The sequence below is a fragment of the Rhodococcus sp. WY5 genome, from assembly GCF_018588185.1.
GTDB lineage: Bacteria > Actinomycetota > Actinomycetes > Mycobacteriales > Mycobacteriaceae > Rhodococcus_F > Rhodococcus_F qingshengii.
Window position 1 is genome coordinate 2,104,440 of the sequence record NZ_JAAMPR010000001.1, and the last position, 24,620, is coordinate 2,129,059.

The following is a 24,620-nucleotide window of genomic DNA, read 5'->3' on the forward strand; positions in this document are numbered from 1 at the left end:
TCCTGGTCACACGTACTCGGACCTGTTGGTTCGAATAAGTGAACTATAGAGTTCGGGGAGCCGAACTTTCAACAGCTGTGCGCGGTCAGCGACCGCAGAGGGTCCCTAACCGCGCACAGGCCGGTTAGGCCGTCACGCCGGCAGCCAGGAGAGCGCGAGCCTCGGGTCGGCCGTCGAGGAGGGCGTTGGTACGCAGTTCGACCTTCCACTCGCCGTCCGTCTTGATCAGTTCCCAACGGTTTGCGGTGATGCGGAGGACCTTGAATCCCGTCGGGTTCTCGGGATCTTTGATGACCAACTGCGAATGGCAGGTCGCGACGGCCTTGTTGCCGTCGATGCGGATGTGGGCGGGTGTCATCATGTGGGCCGCGCCGTTCATGATCCAGTTCTGGTGTGAGGCGCTGTGAACCATCGCGCGCAGTTCGCCGCGGCCGTGCATCGCACCGGTATCGACGTCGTAGACGCCGTCCTCGAGCCACAGGTTCGCGACCTCGTCGGCTGATCCGCTGTCGACGGCAGGGCTGTATGTGGTCAGCAGTTCGGTGATCGCGAGCTTGTCCTCGAGCAATTCCACTCGGGCGAGCAGGGATTCGATCAGGGCGGTCGAGTCGGTCATCGGTACGTCCTTTGCATTGAATTGTCGGGGAATCAGGAAGTGGTGAAAGCGAAGCCCTCGGTGAGGGCGATTCGGTGAAGTTCTTCGAGTTGTTCGCAGTAGTGCTCGACGCTTCGAGCGCCGACCGAGCAGCTGGCGATGGTCGCCCCGGCGTCACGGACGCGAGTCAAGGCGCGAAGGGTGGATTCGCGATTGCCGAGAGGATCGAGCGGCGCACCGGCGGGAAGCACCACGTCGAATCCGTCGGGGAGCGTCGTGGCGTCGAGCATTTCCTTCAGTTCGGAGAATCGCAGCCCGAACGGCACCCACCCGTCGCCGTGTGTGGTGGCCCGGCGCAGCGATCTCTTGGTCCGGCCGCCGATCCACAGCGGCACCCGTTTCTGGACGGCGTGGGGTTCGACGACAAATCCGGAGTAGTCGTAGAACTCGCCGTGATACTCCGGAGTCGGCGTCGACAGTGATGCCCGAAGTGCGGCCAAGGCATCGTCAGCGCGCGCTCCTCGGTCGGCAAATGGAGCATTTATGAGATCGAATTCTTGTTTCAGAGTCCCCACCCCGAGGCCGAGTATCAGGCGTCCATTGCTGACGCGATCAAGCGTTCCGTAACGCTTGGCGATCTCGAGGGGGTGGTGGTAGCCCAACACCAGCACCTGGGTCGCCAGCAGGATTCTTGATGTACGCGCGGCGAGAAAACCAAGGGTGGCGAGCGGATCCCAGTAGGTTCCGCCGCGCTCGGCGGCAATCTCCTCGGGGACCGCCACGTGTTCACTGCAGGTCAGATGATGGAAACCGAGTCGATCCGCCGTGGCGGCCACTGTGGCGATCTCGCCGATGTCAGCACTTGCCTCCCACTCCGAGCGCGTGCTCGGGTGCTGAATCAGGACCGGTGTGACGATTCCCAGGTGCATCGGGCGTTTATAGCGTCCCCACTCGCCCGGTGGCAGGTGAATTACCGCTGATCGGGATCGAAAAGATCGATTCACTTTCCAGAAACTGTGACCTGGGTTATAGTCGGTAGAATCAATTCCAGTTTTCGGGAGGCGTCCATGACCATTGTTGACATGAACGACACACTGTCCACCGTCCAGACTGCCGGTGGGCAACCCAAGAAGGATCTGCCGCCGTCGATGGTCGAGCGGATGACACTGATTCTCGACGCCTTCGACGGCCGCGCCGCGCGGCTGACGCTGGAAGAGGTCGCGTGCCGTACTCAGTTGCCGCGCTCCACGGTCCACCGCATTCTCGATCAGCTGGTCAAGCTGGACTGGGTCGATCACGCATCGTTCGGCTACTGCCTCGGGCGTCGCGCGCTCGGCCTCGGTGGTGGCGACGGCGGCCACAGCCAGATCCGCGAAGCCGCTGCACCGCTTCTGCACGAACTGCACCTGCAGACCGGCATGGTCGTTCACCTGTCGGTGCTCGACGGACGCGAGAGCGTCTATCTCGACAAGGTCGGCGGACGATTCGCCGCGGCGCTCCCGTCCCGCGTCGGCGGCAGAGTGCTCGCTCATTCGACGGCTGGTGGCAAGGCGATGCTGGCGTGGATCGACCCCGAGCGCGTCGACGCTCTGTTCGGGTCTTCTCTTCCCCGCTGTACCGAGAACACGATCACCGACGTCGCTGTGCTCCACCAGGAACTGAACCGCATCCGTCAGCGTCGGGGACTGGCCTTCGAACGCGGGGAGTCGGCGCGTGGAGTCGCTTGTGTGGCTTCGGCAATTCGCGGACACGAGGGTCCCGTCGGCAGCATCGCGTTGTGTGGTGACATGCGGACCGCTCAGCTCGAGCGAGTTGCTCCGCTGGTCGTCGACGCGGCTCGCGAGGTCTCACGGACGCTGTACCCCGAACTGGGTGCTCCTCGCCGCGGCCGCAAAACGCCTCCCGTTCCGACCAATACGTTCTCGGCGGAGACGATGGATCGCCTGCTGGCAGCGTCGTCCGACCACTGGATCTGACGTATTTTGATCGACTTGTCTCGCTGATCGGGACGAGTCATAGCAGCTCAGCGGTACTGATGGCACCGTTCGGACCATGACGACTGAACTGAGCTACGAGGGAACTCTGAAGGAACTGCAGACCGATCTCGGTGTGCTCCGGTACCACGAAGCCGGCGACGGCCCGCCGCTCCTGCTGCTGCACGGATCGGGCCCCGGCGTCACCGGTTGGCGTAACTACCGCGGCGTTCTCGCGGACTTCGCGAAGCACTTCCACTGCTACGTTCTCGAGTTCCCCGGATTCGGCGTCAGCGATCCCGGCCCCGACCATCCGATGATGATGGCGCAGGCGTCGGTCGGGATGTTCCTCGACGGCCTCGGCCTCGGCCCGGTCCACATGATCGGTAACTCCATGGGCGGCATCGTCGCCACCAAGGTCGCGATCGACGAGCCGCACCGGGTGAGCAAGCTCGTCACCATCGGCGGCATGGGAAAGAACACCTTCTCGCCAGGCCCCGGTGAAGGCATCAAACTCCTCATGGAGTTCACCGACAACCCCACCCGCGAAGCTCTGGTCCGCTGGTTGCATTCGATGGTCTTCGACCGCGCCGTCGTCACCGAGCAGCTCATCGAAGAGCGTTGGGCCCTGGCCACCGAGCCGACGACGCTCGAGATCGCCCGTCGTATGTACAGCAGCAAGGCCATGGCCGCCATGGGCGCGGCTGCCGCTGCGTCGACCGCCGTGCCGTACTGGGCGCAGCTGAACAAGATCAAGGCGCCAACGCTGTTGACCTGGGGACGCGACGACCGCGTCAGCCCCGTGGACATGGCGATTCTGCCGATGCGCGACATCCCCAACGGCGAAGTTCACATCTTCCCCAACTGCGGACACTGGACGATGATCGAAGCTCGCGACGCCTGGGTCGCGTCCGTTCTGGCATTTCTGACGCGTCCAGAAGGCAAGTAAGGCCCGTGCGCCTTTTTGGTAGCCCCCACTACCAAAAAGGCGCACAGGGGTGCTCCCACTCACCGGGAAGCGTTTCTGCACTTCGGTGGGCTACCTGCCACCGTTTCACCAACAGATTTTCATTCTGCCCAGGCACTCGCCGGGTAGCGAAACCAGAAAGCCGGAAAAATCATGGGTCAGGTTCTGGACAACATCTCACAGTTCGCCGACGAGATCCGCGCCGACGGGGTCGAGGGCGACAAGCTGATGCGCTTGACGGACGGCAGCGCGAAGCGCTTGCGCGACTCCGGCGTCATCCGGATGTTCCAGCCGAAGGAGTTCGGAGGCCTCGAGGCGCATCCGCGTGAATTCGCCGAGACGGCAATGGCTATCGGCGCGATGGACGGTGCCACGGGCTGGGTCAGCGGCATCGTCGGTGTTCATCCGTGGGAGCTTGCGTTCTTCGACCGCAAGGCTCAGGAAGAGGTGTGGGGAACCGATCCCGATACGTGGATGGCGTCACCGTATGCGCCGATGGGCGTGGCGAGGCCGGTCGAGGGTGGGTACATCCTCAACGGTCGTTGGTCGTTCTCGTCCGGCACCGATCACTGTGACTGGATCATGATCGGCGCGATGGTCGGTGACGAGTCCGGCAAGCCGTTGATGCCGCCGAAGCACCTGCACGTACTGCTGCCGCGCTCCGATTACGACATCGACCAGGACAGCTGGAATGTCGTGGGCCTGCGCGGAACCGGGTCGAAGGACCTGATCGTCAAGGACGCATTCCTGCCGACGTACCGCACGATCGACGCCGGAAAGGTGTACGACGGGACGGCGTGGAAGGAAGCGGGCCGTACGGAGACGTTGTACAAGTTCCCGTTCTCGTGCATTTTCCCGTTGGGGATCACCTCGTCGTTGATCGGTATCGCCGAAGGTGCGTTGGCGTGCAACATGGCGGCGCAGCGTGAGCGTGTGACGGTCAGTGGTGTTCCGATCAAGGAAGATCCGTACGTGCTGTTCGCGATCGGTGAGGCGGCGGCCGAGATCGCTGCTTCTCGGGCTGCGATCTTGGAGACGGTGGATCGTTTCTGGGACATGACGGAGAAGGGGCAGGAAGTTTCGTTCGAGCTTCGTGCGATCGGTCGGCGTACGCAGACTGCTGCTGCGTGGCGGGCGGTGCGTGCGGTGGACGAGATCTTTGCTCGTTCCGGTGGTGGGGCTTTGCAGTTGAACACGCCGATGCAGCGGTTCTGGCGTGATGCTCATGCCGGTCTCGCGCACGCGATCCATGTGCCTGGCTCCATCTTCCATGCGTCGACGCTCTCGCAGCTCGGCGGCGAACCGCAGGGTATCCACCGCTCGATGATCTAGTCCCACAAATACTTTCGAAGCAAGGACGGTTAGGCATGACTGAAATTCGGGGCCTGGGGTATCTCAGGATCCAAACGCAGGACGTGGCTCGCTGGCGCGAGCTCGTGGTCGACGGACTCGGCCTCGCGGTCGGTAGTGGCCCGGAAGCCGACGGCCTCTACTTGCGTCTGGACGAGCGTCGTGCGCGACTGATCGTCCTGCCCGGTGAGACGGACAAGGCTCTCGCAGTGGGCTGGGAAGTGCGAGATCAGTTCGCGCTCCAGCGTGTTCGTGAAGCAGTGGAGAAGGCCGGAGTCGAGGTCGAGGTTCTTTCCGAGGTCGACGCCAGCTACCGCGATGCCGAGCAGGTCATCGCATTCGACGATCCCAACGGCAACCGAGTCGAGGTCTTCTTCGGACCGGTACTCGACCACAGCCCGTTGGTCACCCCGCACGGCGGCCGTTTCGTCACCGGCGATCAGGGCCTCGGCCATGTGGTGCTTCCGGTTACGCGTTTCGACGAGGCATACACCTTCTACACCGAGGTGCTCGGATTCCTCCCGCGCGGTTCCATCCGTCTCGGCGGTATCGATGCGCCGCCGCCGGCTCGCCGCGTTCGCTTCATGGGTGTCAACCAGCGCCACCACAGCCTGGCGTTGTGCCCGGCGCCGCCGGTTGACGAGCCCGGTCTCGTGCACCTGATGATGGAAGCCGAGACTCTCGACGCCGTCGGTCAGGCTCTCGATCGTGTTGCCAAGCTCGGCTTCTCGATCTCCTCGACGTTGGGTCGCCACACGAACGACAAGATGGTGTCGTTCTACGTGCGCGCACCGGGTGGATGGGATCTGGAGTTCGGTTGCGAAGGCATGCTTGTCGACGAAGCCTTCTACACCGCTGAGGAAATCACGGCGGACAGCTACTGGGGCCACGACTGGTCCGACAGTGAACCGCTGGCTGCGTTCACTCCCAAGAGCTAGCTCTTCGCAACGAAAAAGCTCGGTCCCAATGCATATCGGGGCCGAGCTTTTTCGTGTGTTCGATCAGGAAGCTGCTGCTGCCAAACCGGTTTCGAGGTCGGCGAGGATGTCGTCGATTCCTTCGATGCCGACCGCGAGGCGGACGAGCCCGGGCGTGACGCCCGAAGCGAGCTGCTCTTCGGGGGTGAGCTGCGAGTGCGTCGTCGACGCGGGGTGGATGACGAGTGAGCGAACGTCACCGATGTTGGCGACGTGGCTGTGCAGCGTCAGGGCGTTGACGAACTTCTTGCCTGCGTCGACTCCACCGGCGAGCTCGAACGCGACGATGGCGCCGGTTCCCTTGGGAGCCAGCTGCTTTCCGCGCTCGTGCCAGGGCGAGGATTCCAGTCCGGCGTACGCGACCGACGTGACCTCGGCGCGGCCCTCGAGGAATTCCGCGACCTTCTGGGCGTTGGACACGTGGCGCTCGATGCGCAGGCTCAGTGTCTCGATACCCTGCGAGATGAGGAAGGCGTTGAACGGTGCGATGGCCGAGCCGAGGTCGCGCAGAAGCTGAACGCGTGCCTTGAGGGCGTAGGCGGGTGCACCGAGATCGGCAAAGGTGACGCCGTGGTAGCTGGGGTCGGGGGTCGTGAAGTTGGTGTGGCGTCCCTGGGTCCAGTCGAAGGTGCCACCGTCGACGATGACGCCGGCGATCGCGGTGCCGTGTCCGCCAAGGTATTTGGTGGCGGAGTGGACGACGATGTCGGCGCCGTGCTTCAGCGGCTGAATGAGATACGGAGTTGCGACCGTGTTGTCCACGATCAGTGGGATGCCGTGCTCATGGGCGACTGCGCTGATGCCGGGGATGTCGAACACGTCGTTCTTGGGGTTGGAGATGGTTTCGCCGTAGAACGCCTTGGTGTTCGGACGGATTGCCTCACGCCAGTGATCGAGGTTGTCCGGGTCCTCGACGAAGTCGACGGTGATACCGAGCTTGGGCAGCGTGTAGTGGAAGAGGTTGTACGTGCCGCCGTACAGGCGAGGGCTTGAGACGATGTGGTCCCCGGCCTCGGCGAGGTTGAGGATCGCGAAGGATTCGGCGGCCTGACCGGACGCAACCAGCAGAGCCGCGACTCCGCCTTCGAGGGCGGCGATGCGCTGCTCGACGGCGTCCTGCGTCGGGTTCATGATGCGGGTGTAGATGTTGCCCGGCTCGGCGAGGCCGAAGAGCGCCGCCGCATGGTCGGTGTTGTCGAAGACGTAGCTGGTGGTCTGGTAGATCGGAAGCGCCCGAGCGTTGGTGGCGCTGTCCGGGCCCTGTCCGGCGTGGACCTGCTTGGTTTCGAACGACCAATCGGCGGTCGGATCGGTATCGACGGGGGTGTTCTCGCTCATGAATTCATACTCCGTGGTGAAGGTGGGTTGGTGCGGGTCAGGCGGTTTCGACGACTGTATGCACTGGGACGGGATTGCGGGTGAGATCGAGTACGGGGCAGTGTGCGTCGACCGTTTCCTGCAGTTCCAGGTAGCGCTCGCGGGTTTCGGGGCCGGTCAGGGTGACGACCACGCGGACCTCGGAGAATCCCGGACGGACGGCGTCGTCGAAGCCGAAGAATCCACGAACGTCGAGGTCACCTTCGGCTCTGGCCGAGATGTCGTCGAGAGCGATACCGAGTTTGTCCGCCCAGACGCGGTAGGTGACCACCTGGCAGGAGAGCAGGGAAGCAAGGTAGTACTCGACAGGATTGGCTGCGGTGTTCTCGCCGCCGAGGGCCGGTGGCTCGTCGACCTCGACGCTGTACTTACCGAGAGAAATGGTGCTGGCAACGGCGTCGTGCGCCTGGGCGGAAGCCTTGAATACGACGTGCGCTTTGCTGGCGTCTTTGTCGATGGCGTCGGCGTTGGCTGCTACGACGGAACTCAGGTGTGAGATGGAGGCGGTGGTCATGACAGAAATGTCCCCTGATCTGGGTGTACATACGAGTATCGACGTGAGCGGCGCTCACGTCGTAGGTCCGATCAGTAGATCGGACACCCGGATGTACAGACATGCGCAAAGTCGACATGGCGCCGCCGCGTCAGCAGCGTGCCCGTCTCGTATGCGCCGATTCCCGTCACAGGAGAGACTGTAACCGGTTCATACCCTTTCCGACCAGACGTATAGGAAATCTGTCTCGGATTGTGGTCTGTCATGCGGGCGGCAGTCCGCTCCATCGGGGTGTCCGACGAGTGGCGAAAGCGTCGAGTCCTTCGGCGATGTCCGGAGAGCGCAACACTGCGTCCTTGGCGTCGTCGGTGACCTTCCATCCGTCGGCGTCGGCGTCGGCGTAGAGAGCCTCGATGGCCTTCAGACTCAGACTCACGGAGGTGGGGGAGGACTCGCAGATCTCCGCTGCCATCACCAGTGCCTCGTCGAGTGCCTTACCAGGGGCAGTGACTGCATTGACGACGCCGAGGTCCTTTGCCCGTTCGGGATCGAGTGTGCGGCCGGTGATCAAGAGTTCGCGGGCGACGTTGATCGGAAGCGCGCGAGGCGCCCGAAAGAGTGCTCCGGACGTCGCAACCAGACCGCGTTTGGTTTCGGGAAGGCCGAATTGCGCTGTGGCGGAAGCGACGATCAGATCGCAGGCCAGTGCGATTTCGAAACCGCCACCAAGCGCGTAGCCCTCGACTGCAGCGATCAGGGGCTTGTTCCGCCGGCGCCGGATGACGCCGTACTCTCCGCCGCGAGGCATGCGGAGGTCGGCCCGCTCTCGGATATCGGTTCCGGCGCAAAAGATGTTGGGGGTTCCGGTGATGATGCCGACCCACAGATCAGGGTCGTCGTCGAGAATATTCAGCGCGGCTTCGATTCCCTCGGCAGTCTCACGGTTGATCGCGTTACGGCGTTCTTCGCGTTCGATCCTGACGATGAGAACGCGGTCATGGCGTTCGGTGGAAACAGTCGACATAATTGGACTGTAGTCCACCTATCGGAGGCGGAGGTGCGTCACCTGACGGGACGGACATTGGACACATTCCGGACTGTGGCGAAGACTGTGTTCTGAGGCGGAGAAGGGCAGGTCGACGTGATTTCCAAACGAGAACAGAACAAGCGCGATACCAACGACAGGTTGCTCTCGGCTGCTCGAATTCTGTTCTCGGCGCAGGGTTTCGCCAGCACGACCGTCGACGACATCGCCGAGCGAGCCGAGGTGTCGCGAGCCACCTTCTTCAATTACTTCCAGGGCAAGGACTCGGTTCTCGAGGCGCTGCACAGTGATCATCTCGATCAGCTTGCGGCACTGGTGGATCAGCTCATGGAATCGCCGATGCCGACTTCTGATCGGATCTCCCGGATTTTTCAGGACTTTGCGCAGCAAGCGATCATGCATCCGCGCTATCTGCGCATGGTGACTGCAGAACTCGAGCGCGACTTCGCCTCCTCCGGAGCGGGGGCGGCCCACGATCATCGGTTCCACGTGGAACTTCTCCGGATCGTCACTGCCGGTATCGAAGCCGGCGAAGTGAGATCGGACTACCCGCCGCTCTTTCTCGCACAGATGATCGGTGGTACGTACGGAGCGTTGGTCCGCTTCTGGCGGCAAGACGCCGATTACGACGTGGTCGGAGAATTCGATCGCGGAGCCAGGTACGTCGCGGAAGGCATCGCTGCTCGCTGATCAGGAAGTGGGCACTACCAGAGGCAGCATCTGCTGGACGCTCACCGAAAGATAGTTTGCGGCAGTCTGATCGCCGGACAGATGGCGCAGCAGGCTCTGCTGGAACAGGCCGTCGAAGATTGCGTACATCGCCGCCGAGGTGACCGATGCCTCTACGTCGAGAAGCTCGGCGTAGCGAGAAACAATGCGCCAGATCATGTTTTCGAGACTCTCGTCGATCGCGGCGACGTCGGCTCGGAACGACTCCTCGAACATCGACTGCGCGCGCAGGTCGTACCAGAGGCGGTGCATCGTGGGTTGTTCGATCATGGTCTCGGCGAGCAGTGCGCCGAAACCGGTTTTCAGTTCCTCCGGTGTCTTCGCGGTGGCGACGATGCCGTCGTAGCGGGTGACGCAGCGTGCCTTGTAGTGGCGCACGCAGTGGGTGATGAGATCGACCTTGTCGCTGAAGTAGTAGTGCAGGACGCCGTGGGAGAACTCCGAATTCTGGGCGATTTCGCGCAGGCTCGTGCGTGCGTAGCCCAATTCGGCCAGGGTTTGCAGTGCGGCCTCGGCGAGTTGATCACGTCGCTCGGAGAATTTGTCGACCTGGCGACGCGACACCTTGTCTGCGTTGGACCGCTTGGCGGAGTCGGACCGCTTCGCGGAGTCGGACTGCTGGTCCGGGGAGCTAGGTGCAGCCTTTTTCCCTGCCTCACTAGGCTTCTCGACTGTCGTGGTCACGATGGCACGTCCTGTTCCCTGCGGTTTCCACAGCGGCACGATCACCGCGTCCGAATCAGTGTAACCCCTGGTCTTTGACGAGCGTGTAACAAAATCTTGACAGTCGTCAAGATTTCTCTTGACACTCGTCCAAAGTTGAATACTCTGTGACTCACACCACTTGGCAGCGTCGCTGTGAACGGTGGCATCGCGAGAGTCGTTTCAGTCATGGAGGCAGTCGAAAATGAGCGTGTTTGATCTCGAGGGACGAAAAGCACTGGTCACAGGTGGTGCCAAGGGGCTCGGAGCCGGAATGGCTGAGGCGTTGGCGAAGGCGGGGGCGTCAGTGATGATCGGCGACGTTCTCGAAGACGAGGGTCGTGCCACCGCAGAGGCTGTTGGTTCGGGCGGAGTCAAAACCGGCTTCGTAAAGCTGGACGTCACCGACGACGCCAACTGGGAAGAGGCAGTCGCCGCCACCGCGGAGACCCTCGGCGGCTTCGACATCCTCGTCAACAACGCAGGCATCGAGATTTCCTCGCTGGTGGTCGACCTCGATCCGAACGACATCCGCCGTATGTGTGAGGTCAACATCCTCGGAACAGCGCTCGGAACCAAACACGGACTGCGCAGCATGCGTCCGGGTGGCGTAGCCGGAACCGGCGGTTCCGTCATCAACATCTCTTCAGTGGCCGCAACCATTCCGTTTCCCGGGATCAGTGGATACTCCGCGACCAAGTCCGCGGTCGATCGCTTCACCAGAGTTGCCGCAGCCGAGTCGGGCAAGCTCGGCTACGGAGTCCGCGTCAACTGCATCTACCCGGGTCTTGTCGCCACGGAGATGGGTCTCGGACTCGCGGCGGACATGGAGAAGCTCGGTCTCTGGCCCAGCGCCGAAGCAGCAGTCGGAGACGTCATCGGCCTCACCCCGCTCGGCCGCCTCGGTGAAGTGAACGACATGGCTGACGCCGTTGTGTTCTTGTCCTCCGACGCCGCGCGATTCATCACCGGAATCGGCCTACCGGTCGACGGTGGCATGGGCATGTAACTCGCCCTTCATTCGTACGTACACCCTTCTCACGTCTTCGAAAGGTTCCACGAACATGTCCGAAAAGAAGCCCGTCATCGTCTACGGCGTCTCCGGGTACACCGGCCGTCTGGTGTGTGAATACCTGCGCGAGTTCAACATCCCGTTCATCGCAGCCGGCCGCGACGCCGCTCGCATCCAAGAGGTCCTCGACAAGATCCCTGGTTTGGACACCGTCGATCACGAAGTCGTCGAGGTCGAGCACACGGTCGAGGCTCTCACCGAATTGTTCACCGGCGCACAGGTTGTCAGTAATATGGTCGGCCCGTTCATCAAGCTCGGCGGCACCGTCGTCGAGGCCGCGTTGAATGCCGGTTGCCACTACATGGATACCACCGGTGAGCAGGACTGGGTACTCGACGTCCAGGAGAAGTTCAGCGACAAGTATCAGGAGAAGGGCCTGCTTCTCTCGCCCGGTATCGCGCAGATGTACACCACCGGTGAGATCGCGGCCAATATCGCACTGGAAACGCCGGGGCTCGATACGCTCGACATCCTCGTGCTGTGGAAGGGATTTCCCACCTACGCGTCCACTCAGACGATCTTCACCATCCTCAAGGCAAACTGGTACTACCTCGAGCAGAACAAGTACGTGCAGTGGGCGCCCGGCCAGACTTTCGACGTCGTCGTTCCCGGCCAGCACGAAACTGCGCTTGCATTGCCGTGGGGCGGAACATGCCACCCGGTGTGGTTCAAGAACGATCCGCGAGTTTCCAACGTCAAGGCTGCGGGCGGAGTGTTCGACCGCACCGTGATGGAAGGCGTTGTCGCGACGCAGAAGATCGTGGAGGAGCAGATCAAGACCCTGCCCGCCGACGAGCAGGAAGCCGCCTTGGCCGAGATCGCCGGATCGGTTCAGGCCGGTATGCCCCCTCGTGAGAATCCGCGCATCAACACCTCACTCGACTCCGTCTACGCGTCGGGCCCGCTGGGTCGCTCGCACGTCGTGATCCACGGAAACTGTAACTACAAGCAGACGGGCCTCCTGCACGCCTATGCAGCGCATTCTCTGCTCCAGCAGGCGCCGAAGCGGACCGGGCTTGCCTCGGCTTGCCAGGCGTTCGGCCATCGCGAACTGCTCGGCGCGCTACGTAGTTTCGGGCTGGCTCTGGAGCCGGAAGTAACCATCAACGCCTAACTCGTCGCCCTCGTCATCATGTTCACGGCTCCCGGCGTGTAGCGCGCCGGGAGCCCCGCCCTGGAGGCTCCCCATGCGTTTGACCGACTATCTCGACAAGGGAGCCTCTCTTGGTTCCACCGCACCGTGTTTGACGATGGGGGAGCGCACTCTCTCCTACGGCGAGGTGCAACAGTTCAGCCGACGCTTCGCAGCTTCGCTCGCGGCTTCGGGCATCGCGCCGGGCGAAAAGGTCGCGATTCTGTCCGGCAATGATCCGATCTCGTTCTCGTGCGTATTCGGAATAAGCCGGGCCGGCGGCGTCTGGTGCCCGATCAACCCTCGCAACGAAGCTGCGGAAAACCGAGACCTGTTGGATTTGTTCGATTGTCGCGCTCTGTTCTTCCAGAAGTCCTATGCGCCGCTAGTCGACCAGATCAAGGATGCGCTTCCCCAGTTGGTGACGCTCGTCTGCATCGACGGCGAATGGGACTCGGCACAGTCCCTCGAAATCTGGCTCGGGGAAGAAGAACTCGACGCCGCGGCGCCCGACGACGTCACCATGCTGGTCGGCACCGGTGGTACAACTGGACGGCCAAAGGGAGTGATGTTGACCGGGCACAACATCGAGACGATGACCGCAATCACTTTGATGAGTTATCCGTTCGAGGGGCGCCCGGTGTATCTGGCGCTGGCACCGTTGACTCACGCCGCCGGTGTTCTGTGCTTCCCGATCATGGCCCTCGGCGGCGAAGTGGTGATCATGCCGAAGCCCGATCTCGGGTACTTCCTCGCGAACGTTCAGAAGCACAAGGTGACTCACACCTTCCTGCCGCCGACGCTCATCTACATGCTGCTCGAGCACGAGGCCCTGTCTGCCACGGATCTCAGCTCGCTGCAATGCTTCTGGTACGGAGCGGCGCCGATCTCCCCGACCAGACTCGCGGAGGCGATCGACAAGATCGGCCCGGTCATGGCTCAGCTGTTCGGGCAGAGTGAAGCCCCCATGATGATCTCGACGATGTCACCGAAGGAGCACTTCGGCTCGGACGGCACTGTCGCAACGTCACGACTTTCGTCGGCGGGTCGACCGTCGCCGCTGGTGACCGTCGGGATCATGGATGACAAAGGCGCGCTGCTCGGACGTGGCGAGCGTGGTGAGGTGGTGATTCGCAGTTCGTTGGTGATGGCGGGTTATTACAAGAACCCCGACGCAACCGCGGAAGCGTCAGCCCACGGCTGGCATCACACCGGCGATATCGGGTACCTGGACGACGACAATTTCCTGTTCATCGTCGACCGTGCGAAGGACATGATCATCACCGGCGGTTTCAACGTCTATTCGGTCGAGGTGGAGCAGGCACTCATGGCGTATCCGGGGATTCAGGACTGCGGAGTGATCGGGTTGCCGGATGACAAGTGGGGCGAACGCGTTGTGGCAGTGGTGCAACCGCACCTCGGCGCCGACATCGACGGCGCCGAGGTGATGGCTTTCGTGAAGGCTCGCATCGGAAGTGTGAAGACTCCGAAGCAAGTGATCGTCTGGGACGATCTACCTCGCTCCAAGGTCGGCAAAGTTCTCAAGAACGAGATCAAGAGCGAGCTGACTGGCTGAATACCCTCGGGACGCCTATGTTTCACCGCACGGAGTGCCTGTCGAAACCGACAGGCACTCCGCTTTCTTGTCACCCCGGCTGGTCGATTGCTCACGAATCGAGTACCGATCATCGGGAATCGTGTCTGTGAAGTTCGAATCGCGACCCGCATCGTCTCTGTGTCAGCCATCACAATGATGTGTTCGAATGAGTACGAGGTGAATCATGCGTCACGAAAGAACAGTCACCGAGCAACTTCCCCTTCCGGCCAGGACCGTCCGGAAGGTCATGCTCCGCTTCATGCCGGTCATCGGATTGGCATACATCGTCCTGTATCTCGACCGATTGAACATCGGCGTTGCAGCATTGACGATGAACAAAGAACTCGGAATATCGGCCTCGATGTTCGGGTTTGCGGCCGGAATCTATTTCTGGAGTTACACGATCTGCGAACCCCCGAGCAACTACATCCTCACAAAGGTCGGTGCGCGGCGCTGGATCACACGAATCATGATCACGTGGGGCGTGGTCACCATCGGAACCGCGTTCGTTCAGGGTGCCAGCGGATTGGTGGCAGCACGATTCCTGTTGGGTATTGCCGAAGCCGGCTTTTCGCCCGGCATGCTGTTCTTCGTCTCGAAGTGGTTCCCGAATCGGGATCGAGGCAAAGCAATGGCGTGGATCGTGACCTTCATCTGTATCTCCGGCCTGGGTACTCCGATCACCACACACCTGATGGCTATCGACGGCTTTCTCGGGCTTTCCGGATGGCGATGGGTTTTCATTCTCACCGGCGTCCCCGCTGTGGTCATGGCGTTTGTGATCTACAAGGTTCTGCGGGACAAGCCTTCGGAGGCGGAGTTCCTCTCCGAGGAAGAACGCGGTTGGCTCACCGATACGCTCGAGTCCGAGGCGCAAGAGCGCGAAGCGGTCGTCGGTAAGCACAGCTTCCTCCAGGGACTCGTGCACCCACGAGTACTGGTGTTGATCTCCGTGTTCATTTGTTTCACCTTCAGCCTCAACGGTTTCCAGATTTGGATGCCGCAGATTTACGCGCAATTCGGGATGAGCACCAATCAGATCGGATGGGTTGCCGCACTACCTGCACTGATTGCGATCGGACCGATGATCTGGTGGACGCGCCATTCGGACCGCGCCGGAGAGCGCCCCGTGCACTTCGCCATCGCCGCATCGGTCGCAGCACTCGGATTTGCTATTGCTGCGCTGTTCTTCACCACACCGGTTGTCGCTATCTTCGGATTCTGCATCGCCGGGATCGGTCTCTACAGTTCGATGAGCATCTTCATCACCATGCCTTCGAGCTTCCTTACCGGCGCTGCCTTGGCGGCAGGTTTCGGTGTCATCAACGGAATGGGTAACCTCGGAGGCTATTTCGGTCCACAGGTCACCGGCTGGATCAAGGACGCGACCAACAGTTTCACACCGGCAATCGGGGTGTACTCCGCGGTGCTGGCGACGGCAGCATTGATCGTGCTGCTGCTCAAGGTGATCACCAGAAAGGCCGACAAGGCCAACGACCAACTGACACTGGATTACCGGGCGGAGCGCGACGCCGGAACCTTGGTTGCACCTGAACAGGCTTGAGCCGAGTCTCGGCCCCGGAAGATTCCCGATCAACGGGAATTCTTCATTCTTCAGGCGAGCATGCGCAGGACATCATCACTTATCAGGATCACAGTCGTCGACCGTGGTTTCGTCGGCAACGAACAAACGAGGACTTCGTGAGTAGATACTTCGGGCCTTTGCGCCAATTGGGTTTTGTGGTCAACGACATCGACAGCGCGCTGAAGCATTGGATCGACGTTGTCGGCGTTGGCCCCTTCTTCTTCGTGGAGGACCAACCGTTGAACGACTTCGTCTTCCGTGGCAAGTCGAGTGCGCCTCGATTCAGTGTGGCGCTCGCGCACAGCGGAAGCGCGCAGATCGAGCTGATTCAACAACACAACGATGAGCCGTCGGCATTTCGCGAGTTCGCCGATCGAGGGCTCGAAGGACTTCAACATGTTGCCTACTGGACAACGGATTTCGATCGATATGTGGAGGAATCCAAGAACCGAGGGCTCGTCGAATTGCAGAGTGGTAGATCCGGTAGTGGCGCACCGGACGAGCGATTCGTGTACTACGAGGACGGCCCGTATCCGGGAACAGTCATCGAAGTCTCGGAGGTCAGCGGAAGGAAGGGCGATTTGTTTCGCGCAGTCGAGGCTGCATCGAAGGAGTGGGACGGGTCGAATCCCATTCGCGATATGAGGAAGGTGCTGTAGTCGTGAGTAGGAAGGTAGCGATCGTCACTGGTGGCGCATCCGGGATCGGCCTGGCAACGTGCAAACGATTCGCCGACTTGGGTTGGCATGTCATCTCTGCCGACCTGTCGCATACATCCGGAGACACTGCGCCAGAACCAGATACACGGACGGTCGGCGTTCGAGTGGATGTCACCGATGAGGGAGACATCCGACGGCTTCGCGACGTCGCCGAAGAGCTGTTCGGTCGTGTCGACACGGTTGTGACCTCGGCGGGAACCGCGGACAACGCGCCGATCCGGCACACCACACCCGATCGATTCAGGCGAACCCTCGAGCTGAACCTCGTTTCCACGTTTGCGGTGGTCAGGGAGTTCGTGGATCTGCTCGCCGCAGATGGCGGCGGATCCGTGGTGACAATTGCCTCGGTTTCCGGCCTACGCGGCAGCGTAGACCGTGCTGCGTATTCCGCATCGAAAGGTGGCGTGGTCGCGTTGACCACACAACTCGCGATCGAGCTCGCCGGCGAGGGGATCCGAGTCAATTGTGTTGCACCGGGTTCGACGCGGACACCGCTTGCAAGTCGGGCCCAGAGCCCTGAAATGCAGAGCGCCATCTTGCAATCGATCCCGTTGAGCCGTTACGCGGAGCCGGCTGAGATTGCCGAAGTCGTGACCTTTGTCGCTGGTCCCGGCGCCGGTTTCGTGACGGGTCAGACGTGGACAGTCGACGGAGGTCAGTCGATGACAGCCGGTTGGAATCTTCCGAAGGAGCGACATGACTCTTGAGGCAACGTCCAGTACAACGGAGAAACCGGTAATCATCGGAGTGCACGTCAACGAGAACACCATGCGCGCACCCAATCCCCACATTCCGTGGACGCCCAGCGAAATAGCCGACACTGCCCTCGCTTGTGAGGATGCGGGGGCGTCGTTGATGCATTTTCACGGTCGAGCCGTGGACGGCGGCGTGGATCACTCGGCGGCGACCTACGGAGAGATCGTCGAGCGGGTTCGGGCGGTATCGAATCTGCTGCTTGCGCCGTCGATGGCCAATGTTCCCGGCTACACGATAGACGAGCGGCTGTCGAATCTTGCCCCGAACCAAAGTGATCCGAAACGACGTTCGGACTTCTTGGTCGTCGACATGGGCTGTGCGGCGATGGACTTGATCGATGCGACGACAGGCTTGTTCGCAACCGATTCCAGGGTCTTCGTCAACGACACTCGAACACAGATCGAATTACTCTCGCGCGCTAGTGAATTGGGTCTGGTGCCGTATCAGACGTCATTCAACGTGAGTTGGACGCGCGCGATCTTCGCCCACGCAAGGGTGCGGAATCCGTCGTCACCATTGGTGATCGCTTTCATTCTCGGTGGTGACGAGTTTCCGGCTGCACATCCGGCGACAGCAGCAGGGCTACGTGCGCAACTGGACCTCCTGCCGGCTGATCTTCCAGTGGAGTGGATCGTCTCGGCCTACCGAGGCAATGTTCTTGCAGCAGCGGAGGAGTCGATCAAGCGCGGGGGCCATGTAGCAATCGGTGCCGGTGACTACCACTACGAAGAACTGGGATACCCCTCCACACCTGATCTGGTCGCCGAAGTTGTTTCGATCGCTCGGCGGTACGGGCGTGAACCCGCAACTCCTGATCAGGCACGTCGAATTCTAGGGGTGGATGTCCATGCGAGTAGTTGAAACCGAAGGTGCCGAACCTACTTTGGTTCATTCCTCTAACGGAACGAGAGTGTGGATCATGGATTCGATTGCGTTTGCTTCCTCGGCTCAGGCCGGTGATGTGATCGTGACCGGATCACACGGAGGGACGAGTGCTGGAGAGTACGCCGTCGGGTTCGGGGTTCGTGTTGTGGTGTGCAATGACGCCGGCATAGGGAAGAACAAGGCCGGAATCGCAGGTTTGGCTGCGATCGACGCCCAGAAGATCGTCGGCATTGCAGTCGGACACGAGAGTTCGCGTATTGGAGATGGCAACGACGTGTGGGAGTGCGGCATCGTGACGTATGCCAATCCGACTGCAGTCGCAGCGGGTGTGCGTGTGGGCAGCCGCGTTTCCGAAGAAGTGCTGGCACTGATAGAGAGGAGCGTCGACTGATGTTTCGGAACATTGTCGGTGTGGAGAACGGTAGACAGATTGTCGTCATGGACAGTATGTCGCAGATCGAACGGACGGACCGCGACCGCATCGTCGTTGCGGCATCCAACGGCGGTCAAGAGTCAGGGCGGATGGCGATTGCGACGGGCTGTGCGTTGGCGGTGCTGAACGATGCCGGAATCGGCAAGGACAACGCGGGGATCATCGGAATCGTCCGCATGGGAGATTCGGGACTTGCCGGCGTAGCGGTCAGTCACGACTCTGCCGAGATCAGCAATGGAATGGATATGTGGCACAACGGAACTGTTTCGTATGTCAACGAGCCTGCAGCGGAGGCTGGGATACGGGTCGGTGACAACGTTCGCACGTGTGTGAGTGCGTTTGCGGTTCGCTTCCCTGTCGGCCCAATGTCGGCGTCCGAGAGTTCGTCATGATCGGCCATGTGGTCAACCGGCCCGAGGATGTAGTCCGCGAAGCGCTCGAAGGACTTCAGATCCTGCACCCGGAAATGCTCTCCTACCACCGAGATCCGTTGTTTGTGACTCGCGCGGGTGTCGCCCGAGACAAAGTTGTGTTGGTCTCAGGTGGCGGGGCCGGGCATGAGCCGTTACACGCGGAGTTCGTCGGATCCGGCATGTTGGACGCCGCAGTTCCTGGGTCGGTCTTCGCCAGTCCCACAGCCTTTCAGATCCGCGCTGCGGTCAATGCTGTCGAGACCGGACGGGGTGCACTTCTCATCGTGAAGAACTACACCGGAGACAAACTGAATTTCTCGATCGCGGCCGAGTTACTCGGAACTGAGCGGCAAGTGGAGATCGTGATGGTCGACGACGACCTCGCGACGACGACTGCAGACGAGGGTGGACCTGGACGTCGTGGTACCGCTGCGGTAATTGCCGTGGAGAAGATTTGTGGGGCGGCCGCGGAACGGCACTGGGCGCTTTCCGAGATCGCTGACCTGGGGCGCCGGGTGGTGGCGGCGTCGGCGACGTTGGGTGCAGCTTTCCGCTCGTGCACGGCTCCCGGACAGGATCGTCCGTCCTTCGAACTGGCGCCGGGGGAGATGGAGTTCGGCATCGGAATCCATGGCGAGCGTGGACGTGAGACGCGTCCGACGGTTCCTGCCGCCGAACTCGTGGCGCAGTTGTCGGAGCCGATCCTCGATGCTGTCGGGGTTGAGCGCGGGGACGGTGTGATAGCGATAGTGAATGGGCTAGGGGCAACCCATGGACTCGAATTATCCATTGCCACTGCAGAATTAAAGTCTTTCCTCGAGGATGCCGGTATCGGTTTGGATCGTGTGATTGCAGGTTCTTTCGTCACTGCATTGGATATGCACGGGCTCTCTATCACCCTTCTCCGTTCGACCGAGGAGTTTCTGGATCTCTGGGATGCAACGGTACGCACTCCCGCACTCGCTTGGTAACTCGAATATGCACTACTGAAAAGAGTTTCATGATGACAATGTTGAGCGTCGGGGACACTCGGGCGTGGATCGATCGATTTGCCGATGCCGCCGAAGATCAATTCGATTCCCTCACAGATTTGGACCGGCTTGTCGGAGACGGCGATTTCGGAATGAATCTGCGGACGGGCCTGCGAAGTGCGGTGCAACGACTTCGTTCCGACCCGCCGACCAGTCCTGGTGAAGTGTTCGCCCGTACGTCGGATGCGTTTCTCGACATCGGTGGGACAAGCGGACCACTTCTCGGTCTGTGGTTCGGCCGGATCGGAGCAGTCTCTGGAGTTGAAGTGACCGCAACAGACTTGGCTTCTGCCTTGGGTACGGCGACAGCTGCGGTGCAGCGTCTCGGCAATGCCCAGGTGGGTCACAAGACCATGGTCGACGCCATGGTCCCCGCAACCAGCGCATTGACCGAGGCGGCAGTCAGCGGGGCAACCTTGTCCGCTGCCTTGAACTCTGCGGCCACGGCTGCGAGGCTCGGCGCCGAATCGACTCGCGCGATGCTCGCCCGCCGCGGACGCGCGACCTACGTGGGAGAACACGCCAGGGGCGCCGAGGACCCGGGGGCATCGGCGATTGCCATGTTCTTCGCCGCATCCAGCTACAGGAGCGTTCCGGCATGAGCGATCTGCGAGACAAGGTCATCGTCACAGTTGCCCCGACGGGTGGCTTCCTCACTGTTGCCGACAATCCGTTCATTCCGACTCAGCCTGAGCAGATTGCGGCGGATGTGGCACGCTGCCACAGCGCTGGAGCCAGCGTGGCAGCACTTCATGCTCGACGACCGGACGATCAAGCGACCTGTGATGCCGCAATCTATCGGCAGATGAATACGCTTGTCCGCCAAAGCTGCGACATCGTGATCAACAACTCGACCGGCGGCGGAGTCAACGGTGACATGGTGAGTGTTCGCAGTGACGGTGCGCGCATCGTGGACTGGGACGCGAGGCTCCAGGGCCTGCATGGCGGCGCAGACACATGCACGCTCGATGCCATCACGGCCTATGTGACCTCACCGGTCGGTGAGGTACTGATGGACACGCCGCCCAGTCGTGCCGCCGAACTGGCAGCGTCAATGCGCAAACTAGGAATCAAACCTGAGTGGGAGGCCTTCAGCCCGTCACATCTGCTCCAGGAGATACGTACGTTGACCGAAGGGCAGCCTGGCCCGCACCTCGTCAATCTTGTACTGGGACTTGATCGAACTTTTCAGAATGCGATGCCGTACTCCCCGCAGATCTTGCAGCAGATGGTGGAACACCTACCGGAGAAATCGGTCTTCTCCGTGAGCATCAGCGGGCCAGATCAACTGCGTGGTCTGACTCATGCACTCCTGCTCGGAGGGCACGTGCGTGTGGGAATCGAAGACTATCCGTTTCTCGCGAATGGAGAGCCGGCCGAGAACGTTCGTTTGGTGGAGAACATCATCGACATCGTCCAGCGACTCGGAATGCAGCCTGCAACACCTGGGGAGGCAAGGGCAATCCTTGGTTTGGAGGGTTCGGATGAGTAGAACACCGACGAGTAGAACACTTCGCTCGCAGGATTGGTTCGGAGGCAATGATCTCAATGCATTCATCCACCGCTCGTGGATGAAGAACCAGGGTATCCCTGATCGGATGTTCGACGGCCGACCGGTTATCGGTATCTGTAACACGTATTCCGAGCTCGCGCCGTGCAACGCTCATTTCAGAGATCTGGCCGAGCAGGTGCGACTGGGAGTCATCGAAGCAGGCGGATTTCCAGTTGAGTTTCCGGTGATGTCATTGGGTGAGACGATCATCCGCCCCACCACGATGCTCTATCGGAACCTCGTCAGCATGGATGTGGAGGAGTCGATTCGAGCCAATCCGATCGACGGCGTCGTACTGCTCTGCGGCTGCGACAAAACCACCCCGGCGCTGGTGATGGGCGCAGCCAGTTGTGACCTTCCCACCATTGTCGTATCCGGTGGGCCCATGTTGAACGGCCGCCATCAAGGTAAGACTGTCGGATCTGGAACCTCGGTGTTCGAGATGAGTGAAGCAGTGCGAGCCGGATGCATGAGTGAATGTGAGTTCAGAGCAGCGGAATCGGCTATGTCTCGATCGCCCGGTCACTGCAACACTATGGGCACCGCGTCGACGATGGCGTCGCTTGTCGAGACTTTGGGCCTCACGCTCCCCGGTAACGCTGCGATCCCGGCAGTGGATTCACGGCGACGTGTACTTGCACGCGACAGCGGCGTGAGAATCGTGGAGATGGTGGCCGAGAACCTGACGATGTCTTCGGTCGTCGACCGAAATTCATTCGAGAATGCGATCAAGGTGAACACGGCTATCGGTGGGTCGACCAACGCTGTGGTGCACTTGCTTGCCATCGCCGGAAGGCTGGAAATTCCCCTCGAGCTCAGCGATTTCGGGGAGCAGAGTCGTGACGTTCCCCTGCTGGTCAACCTCATGCCTTCGGGTACCTATTTGATGGAGGATTTCTTCTACGCAGGCGGACTGCCTGCGGTGATCGCCGAGCTCGGAGACATCCTCCATCTGGATGCCGCCACGGTTACCGGAAAGACTCTCGGTGAGAACAACTCCGGCGAAACAATTTGGGACGACGACGTAATTCGTAGCACGGCGGCACCGTTGCTGGAGCAAGCTGGCATAGCGGTATTGACCGGCAATCTCGCGCCGAACGGTGCAGTGATCAAGCCATCTGCGGCGTCGCCGGAGTTGCTCAGCCACGTGGGCCGTGCGGTCGTGTTTCACGGAATGGACGACTTCACGGCGCGCGTCGACTCGCCGGATCTCGACATCGAGGCCGACGACGTCATCGTCCTCACCGGCGCTGGACCGAAGGGGTTTCCGGGTATGCCAGAAGTAGGTAATCTGCCACTCCCTCGAAGGCTGCTCGAGCGGGGTGTACGAGACATGGTCAGGATCTCTGATGCGCGAATGAGCGGAACAGCCTTCGGCACAGTCGTTTTGCACGTTGCGCCCGAAGCGGATGCCGGTGGGCCTCTCGGCGCGGTCAGGGATGGTGATTTGATCGAGTTGGATGTTGCTCGTGGGGTCTTGCGTGTACTCGTCGACGACGACGAGCTGGCCAGGCGTCTCGAGGCGTTGCCGCCACGCGTACAAAAGAGTACGAGTGGGTATCAACGACTGTTCGTGGATCATGTGATGCAGGCCGACCGCGGAGTCGATTTCGATTTCCTGGTGGGCAGGCGTGGAACGGAGGTACACGGTGACAATCACTGAGCGTGTCGGCCGAGTCGTGGTCGTGACCGGTGCAGGGTCGGGACTCGGCCGCGCAATGGCCAGAGGTCTACTCGATGCAGGACACCACGTTGTATTGGCTGGTCGAAACAGCGTGAGCTTGGAAGCGACAGGTGGGGGTCACGAGCGCGCAGTGGTAATTCCCGCTGATGTGTCCTCGCCCGAATCGGTTCACCGGTTGTTCACATCCGTGACTGAGCGTTTCGGCAGACTCGATGTGCTTGTCAACAACGCAGGGACATTCGGGCCGTCGGGGAGTGTGGACGAGATCGATCCTGAAGCGTGGAACGCGACAGTCGCAGCCAATCTCACCGGCGTATTCCTTTGTGCGCGTGAAGCGATTCGTATCATGAAAACACAGGATCCGAGAGGAGGCCGGATCATCAACAACGGGTCGCTCTCCGCTCACACGCCCCGGCCCGACAGTGCCGCCTACACGGCGACCAAACACGGTGTGTCAGGTTTGACGAAGTCGATCTCTCTCGACGGCCGAGAGTTCGACATCTGTTGCAGTCAAATCGACATCGGCAATGCGGCAACTGACATGACAGCCGGAATCGGCCACTCGGCAAGACAAGCTGACGGCACCACCAGGCCCGAGCCGACATTCGATCCTCGTCATGTCGCGAACACCGTTGTGCAACTGATAGATCTACCACTCGACGTGAATGTCCCGACTCTGACGATCATGGCAAACCGGATGCCGTACGTCGGGCGCGGTTGACGGCATCAGCGTCGTTGTAGGACAGGGCGGACGACGGACTGGGCACTCGAGAGATCACGTGAGATGGCGATTGCCGTCGTCCGCACCGCCGCGTCGATACGGGTCAGATTATTCGGCCTGCCATACCGGAAATGGAGATTGCGCCGAGGACGCCTTCGTCCGGGCCGAATATTGGTGCTGCGGCGCCGACGATCCGGGGAAATGCTTCCTGGCGGTCGAAGGCGACACCACGCTTGCGAACACGATCCAGTTCTCGGTGGAAGAGTTCGGGATCGGTGATGGTGTTCTCGGTGTGTGCTTCGAGGACAGTGGGCATCGTGAAATCCCCAGAGTTGGTGAACGCCAATACTGCTTTGCCGGAACAACTTGCGTGTGCAGGCCACCGACCACCGATTTGCTGCGGAAGGCGTGGTCCGTCGTCGCCACGGAAGACATCAAGGTAAACCACGTCGAAACCGTCCAATACAGCGAGTCCCACGTTGTGTCCCGTTGCTTCACGCAAGGCCGAAAGGTGGCGCCGCGCTGCTTCGCGGAGGTTTCGCTGCCGTGGAACAGATTCGCCGATCTCGAACAGGAGGAGACCCAAGCGGTAGTTGGTTCCTTGCCGTTCGAGCAACCCGACTCGGACGAGATCGTCGACCATTCGATACACCGTTGTTTTGGCCATGCCTGTCCGTCGAACAAGCGCTGCTGCGCTGAGAACGCCTGAGCTGTCACGAAAAGTCTTCAGTATCTCGGTGGAACGACCAATTGCGGAAACCTCGCCATCGGCCCGATGAATGGGACTCACCGAACTATTCTGTCTGCCTGATGCGAGATTGTCGAGGGGCAA

At 61.1% G+C, this 24,620-nt stretch carries 26 protein-coding genes; 19 read left to right on the forward strand and 7 right to left on the reverse strand.

Annotated features, from left to right (window positions below):
- Window positions 1-124 precede the first annotated feature (124 nt).
- Together G4D79_RS09765 and G4D79_RS09770 are read right to left on the reverse strand one after the other, a co-directional pair.
- Window positions 125-616 (reverse strand): nuclear transport factor 2 family protein, encoded by a 492-nt coding sequence (locus G4D79_RS09765; RefSeq protein ID WP_003939809.1) that lies wholly within the window; start codon window positions 614-616, stop codon window positions 125-127.
- A gap of 32 nt (window positions 617-648) precedes the next feature.
- Window positions 649-1,524 carry a TIGR03619 family F420-dependent LLM class oxidoreductase gene (locus tag G4D79_RS09770; protein ID WP_099698976.1) on the reverse strand — a complete coding sequence of 292 codons (876 nt, stop codon included), beginning with the start codon at window positions 1,522-1,524 and terminating at the stop codon, window positions 649-651.
- A 138-nt stretch (window positions 1,525-1,662) separates the two neighbouring features.
- On the opposite strand from G4D79_RS09770, the gene G4D79_RS09775 reads away from it, so the two are divergent.
- The 4 genes from G4D79_RS09775 to bphC all read left to right on the forward strand — a co-directional run bounded on the left by G4D79_RS09775 (window position 1,663) and on the right by bphC (window position 5,823).
- The gene (locus G4D79_RS09775) at window positions 1,663-2,571 is read left to right on the forward strand and encodes an IclR family transcriptional regulator (protein WP_003940451.1); all 909 of its coding nucleotides are present in this window, start codon (window positions 1,663-1,665) and stop codon (window positions 2,569-2,571) included.
- 76 nt (window positions 2,572-2,647) lie between these two features.
- Window positions 2,648-3,517 (forward strand): alpha/beta fold hydrolase, encoded by an 870-nt coding sequence (locus tag G4D79_RS09780; RefSeq protein ID WP_003940235.1) that lies wholly within the window; start codon window positions 2,648-2,650, stop codon window positions 3,515-3,517.
- 171 nt (window positions 3,518-3,688) lie between these two features.
- A complete protein-coding gene (locus G4D79_RS09785; RefSeq protein WP_003940250.1) occupies window positions 3,689-4,867 on the forward strand; it encodes an acyl-CoA dehydrogenase family protein in 1,179 nt (392 codons plus the stop codon).
- A 35-nt stretch (window positions 4,868-4,902) separates the two neighbouring features.
- Entirely contained in the window at window positions 4,903-5,823 is a 921-nt protein-coding gene (bphC, locus tag G4D79_RS09790; protein WP_007732786.1) for a biphenyl-2,3-diol 1,2-dioxygenase, read from the forward strand.
- Window positions 5,824-5,886: 63 nt separating this feature from the next.
- On the opposite strand, the gene G4D79_RS09795 is transcribed toward bphC, so the two are convergent.
- The 3 genes from G4D79_RS09795 to G4D79_RS09805 all read right to left on the reverse strand — a co-directional run bounded on the left by G4D79_RS09795 (window position 5,887) and on the right by G4D79_RS09805 (window position 8,756).
- Window positions 5,887-7,200, reverse strand: coding sequence for a bifunctional o-acetylhomoserine/o-acetylserine sulfhydrylase (locus G4D79_RS09795; protein ID WP_003939848.1), 1,314 nt, complete (start codon window positions 7,198-7,200; stop codon window positions 5,887-5,889).
- A 37-nt stretch (window positions 7,201-7,237) separates the two neighbouring features.
- Entirely contained in the window at window positions 7,238-7,753 is a 516-nt protein-coding gene (locus G4D79_RS09800; protein WP_007732784.1) for an OsmC family protein, read from the reverse strand.
- Between the two features lie 241 nt (window positions 7,754-7,994).
- The gene (locus G4D79_RS09805; protein ID WP_064074266.1) at window positions 7,995-8,756 is read right to left on the reverse strand and encodes an enoyl-CoA hydratase-related protein; all 762 of its coding nucleotides are present in this window, start codon (window positions 8,754-8,756) and stop codon (window positions 7,995-7,997) included.
- A 117-nt stretch (window positions 8,757-8,873) separates the two neighbouring features.
- On the opposite strand from G4D79_RS09805, the gene G4D79_RS09810 reads away from it, so the two are divergent.
- Window positions 8,874-9,467: a TetR/AcrR family transcriptional regulator gene (locus G4D79_RS09810; RefSeq protein ID WP_003940428.1), complete on the forward strand. Its 594-nt coding sequence runs from the start codon at window positions 8,874-8,876 to the stop codon at window positions 9,465-9,467.
- On the opposite strand, the gene G4D79_RS09815 is transcribed toward G4D79_RS09810, so the two are convergent.
- Window positions 9,468-10,070: a TetR/AcrR family transcriptional regulator gene (locus G4D79_RS09815; protein WP_180279587.1), complete on the reverse strand. Its 603-nt coding sequence runs from the start codon at window positions 10,068-10,070 to the stop codon at window positions 9,468-9,470.
- A gap of 343 nt (window positions 10,071-10,413) precedes the next feature.
- Here G4D79_RS09815 and G4D79_RS09820 point away from each other — a divergent pair, with 343 nt between their 5' ends.
- The 14 genes from G4D79_RS09820 (at window position 10,414) to G4D79_RS09880 (ending at window position 23,788) form a co-directional block, all read left to right on the forward strand.
- Entirely contained in the window at window positions 10,414-11,217 is an 804-nt protein-coding gene (locus tag G4D79_RS09820; protein ID WP_007732778.1) for an SDR family NAD(P)-dependent oxidoreductase, read from the forward strand.
- A gap of 55 nt (window positions 11,218-11,272) precedes the next feature.
- Complete coding sequence (locus G4D79_RS09825; protein ID WP_003940189.1) at window positions 11,273-12,394, forward strand: DUF5938 domain-containing protein; 1,122 nt, start codon at window positions 11,273-11,275, stop codon at window positions 12,392-12,394.
- A gap of 73 nt (window positions 12,395-12,467) precedes the next feature.
- A complete protein-coding gene (locus tag G4D79_RS09830; protein ID WP_099697508.1) occupies window positions 12,468-13,988 on the forward strand; it encodes an AMP-binding protein in 1,521 nt (506 codons plus the stop codon).
- Between the two features lie 205 nt (window positions 13,989-14,193).
- A complete protein-coding gene (locus G4D79_RS09835; protein WP_007732774.1) occupies window positions 14,194-15,573 on the forward strand; it encodes an MFS transporter in 1,380 nt (459 codons plus the stop codon).
- A gap of 137 nt (window positions 15,574-15,710) precedes the next feature.
- Complete coding sequence (locus G4D79_RS09840) at window positions 15,711-16,253, forward strand: VOC family protein (protein WP_042448493.1); 543 nt, start codon at window positions 15,711-15,713, stop codon at window positions 16,251-16,253.
- Between the two features lie 2 nt (window positions 16,254-16,255).
- A complete protein-coding gene (locus G4D79_RS09845) occupies window positions 16,256-17,020 on the forward strand; it encodes an SDR family NAD(P)-dependent oxidoreductase (RefSeq protein WP_042448491.1) in 765 nt (254 codons plus the stop codon).
- The gene (locus tag G4D79_RS09850) at window positions 17,010-17,930 is read left to right on the forward strand and encodes a 3-keto-5-aminohexanoate cleavage protein (protein WP_054187476.1); all 921 of its coding nucleotides are present in this window, start codon (window positions 17,010-17,012) and stop codon (window positions 17,928-17,930) included. The genes G4D79_RS09845 and G4D79_RS09850 overlap by 11 nt, the downstream gene beginning before the upstream one ends.
- 58 nt (window positions 17,931-17,988) lie before the next feature.
- Window positions 17,989-18,345 carry a hypothetical protein gene (locus G4D79_RS09855; protein ID WP_007732768.1) on the forward strand — a complete coding sequence of 119 codons (357 nt, stop codon included), beginning with the start codon at window positions 17,989-17,991 and terminating at the stop codon, window positions 18,343-18,345.
- Complete coding sequence (locus tag G4D79_RS09860; protein WP_007732767.1) at window positions 18,345-18,779, forward strand: hypothetical protein; 435 nt, start codon at window positions 18,345-18,347, stop codon at window positions 18,777-18,779. The genes G4D79_RS09855 and G4D79_RS09860 overlap by 1 nt, the downstream gene beginning before the upstream one ends.
- Window positions 18,776-19,771 (forward strand): dihydroxyacetone kinase subunit DhaK, encoded by a 996-nt coding sequence (locus G4D79_RS34480; RefSeq protein WP_042448479.1) that lies wholly within the window; start codon window positions 18,776-18,778, stop codon window positions 19,769-19,771. Before G4D79_RS09860 ends, G4D79_RS34480 begins: the two co-directional genes overlap by 4 nt.
- Window positions 19,772-19,803: 32 nt before the next feature.
- On the forward strand, window positions 19,804-20,433 hold the full coding sequence (gene dhaL, locus G4D79_RS34485; protein ID WP_099697570.1) for a dihydroxyacetone kinase subunit DhaL: 630 nt from the start codon (window positions 19,804-19,806) through the stop codon (window positions 20,431-20,433).
- Window positions 20,430-21,323 (forward strand): 3-keto-5-aminohexanoate cleavage protein, encoded by an 894-nt coding sequence (locus tag G4D79_RS09870; protein WP_007732764.1) that lies wholly within the window; start codon window positions 20,430-20,432, stop codon window positions 21,321-21,323. The genes dhaL and G4D79_RS09870 overlap by 4 nt, the downstream gene beginning before the upstream one ends.
- A complete protein-coding gene (locus tag G4D79_RS09875) occupies window positions 21,316-23,046 on the forward strand; it encodes an IlvD/Edd family dehydratase (protein ID WP_042448473.1) in 1,731 nt (576 codons plus the stop codon). Before G4D79_RS09870 ends, G4D79_RS09875 begins: the two co-directional genes overlap by 8 nt.
- The gene (locus G4D79_RS09880; RefSeq protein ID WP_007732761.1) at window positions 23,033-23,788 is read left to right on the forward strand and encodes an SDR family oxidoreductase; all 756 of its coding nucleotides are present in this window, start codon (window positions 23,033-23,035) and stop codon (window positions 23,786-23,788) included. Before G4D79_RS09875 ends, G4D79_RS09880 begins: the two co-directional genes overlap by 14 nt.
- 103 nt (window positions 23,789-23,891) lie before the next feature.
- On the opposite strand, the gene G4D79_RS09885 is transcribed toward G4D79_RS09880, so the two are convergent.
- Window positions 23,892-24,578, reverse strand: coding sequence for an IclR family transcriptional regulator (locus G4D79_RS09885; RefSeq protein WP_235867790.1), 687 nt, complete (start codon window positions 24,576-24,578; stop codon window positions 23,892-23,894).
- Between the last annotated feature and the right edge of the window lie 42 nt (window positions 24,579-24,620).

What these genes read in the sequence shown, in the direction of transcription:
- G4D79_RS09765 (WP_003939809.1), bottom strand. Translation starts at nt 616, where the DNA reads ATGACCGACTCGACCGCCCTGATCGAATCCCTGCTCGCCCGAGTGGAA.
- G4D79_RS09770 (WP_099698976.1), bottom strand. Translation starts at nt 1,524, where the DNA reads ATGCACCTGGGAATCGTCACACCGGTCCTGATTCAGCACCCGAGCACG.
- G4D79_RS09775 (WP_003940451.1), top strand. Translation starts at nt 1,663, where the DNA reads ATGACCATTGTTGACATGAACGACACACTGTCCACCGTCCAGACTGCC.
- G4D79_RS09780 (WP_003940235.1), top strand. Translation starts at nt 2,648, where the DNA reads ATGACGACTGAACTGAGCTACGAGGGAACTCTGAAGGAACTGCAGACC.
- G4D79_RS09785 (WP_003940250.1), top strand. Translation starts at nt 3,689, where the DNA reads ATGGGTCAGGTTCTGGACAACATCTCACAGTTCGCCGACGAGATCCGC.
- bphC (WP_007732786.1), top strand. Translation starts at nt 4,903, where the DNA reads ATGACTGAAATTCGGGGCCTGGGGTATCTCAGGATCCAAACGCAGGAC.
- G4D79_RS09795 (WP_003939848.1), bottom strand. Translation starts at nt 7,200, where the DNA reads ATGAGCGAGAACACCCCCGTCGATACCGATCCGACCGCCGATTGGTCG.
- G4D79_RS09800 (WP_007732784.1), bottom strand. Translation starts at nt 7,753, where the DNA reads ATGACCACCGCCTCCATCTCACACCTGAGTTCCGTCGTAGCAGCCAAC.
- G4D79_RS09805 (WP_064074266.1), bottom strand. Translation starts at nt 8,756, where the DNA reads ATGTCGACTGTTTCCACCGAACGCCATGACCGCGTTCTCATCGTCAGG.
- G4D79_RS09820 (WP_007732778.1), top strand. Translation starts at nt 10,414, where the DNA reads ATGAGCGTGTTTGATCTCGAGGGACGAAAAGCACTGGTCACAGGTGGT.
- G4D79_RS09825 (WP_003940189.1), top strand. Translation starts at nt 11,273, where the DNA reads ATGTCCGAAAAGAAGCCCGTCATCGTCTACGGCGTCTCCGGGTACACC.
- G4D79_RS09830 (WP_099697508.1), top strand. Translation starts at nt 12,468, where the DNA reads ATGCGTTTGACCGACTATCTCGACAAGGGAGCCTCTCTTGGTTCCACC.
- G4D79_RS09835 (WP_007732774.1), top strand. Translation starts at nt 14,194, where the DNA reads ATGCGTCACGAAAGAACAGTCACCGAGCAACTTCCCCTTCCGGCCAGG.
- G4D79_RS09850 (WP_054187476.1), top strand. Translation starts at nt 17,010, where the DNA reads ATGACTCTTGAGGCAACGTCCAGTACAACGGAGAAACCGGTAATCATC.
- G4D79_RS09855 (WP_007732768.1), top strand. Translation starts at nt 17,989, where the DNA reads ATGGATTCGATTGCGTTTGCTTCCTCGGCTCAGGCCGGTGATGTGATC.
- G4D79_RS09860 (WP_007732767.1), top strand. Translation starts at nt 18,345, where the DNA reads ATGTTTCGGAACATTGTCGGTGTGGAGAACGGTAGACAGATTGTCGTC.
- G4D79_RS34480 (WP_042448479.1), top strand. Translation starts at nt 18,776, where the DNA reads ATGATCGGCCATGTGGTCAACCGGCCCGAGGATGTAGTCCGCGAAGCG.
- dhaL (WP_099697570.1), top strand. Translation starts at nt 19,804, where the DNA reads ATGACAATGTTGAGCGTCGGGGACACTCGGGCGTGGATCGATCGATTT.
- G4D79_RS09870 (WP_007732764.1), top strand. Translation starts at nt 20,430, where the DNA reads ATGAGCGATCTGCGAGACAAGGTCATCGTCACAGTTGCCCCGACGGGT.
- G4D79_RS09875 (WP_042448473.1), top strand. Translation starts at nt 21,316, where the DNA reads ATGAGTAGAACACCGACGAGTAGAACACTTCGCTCGCAGGATTGGTTC.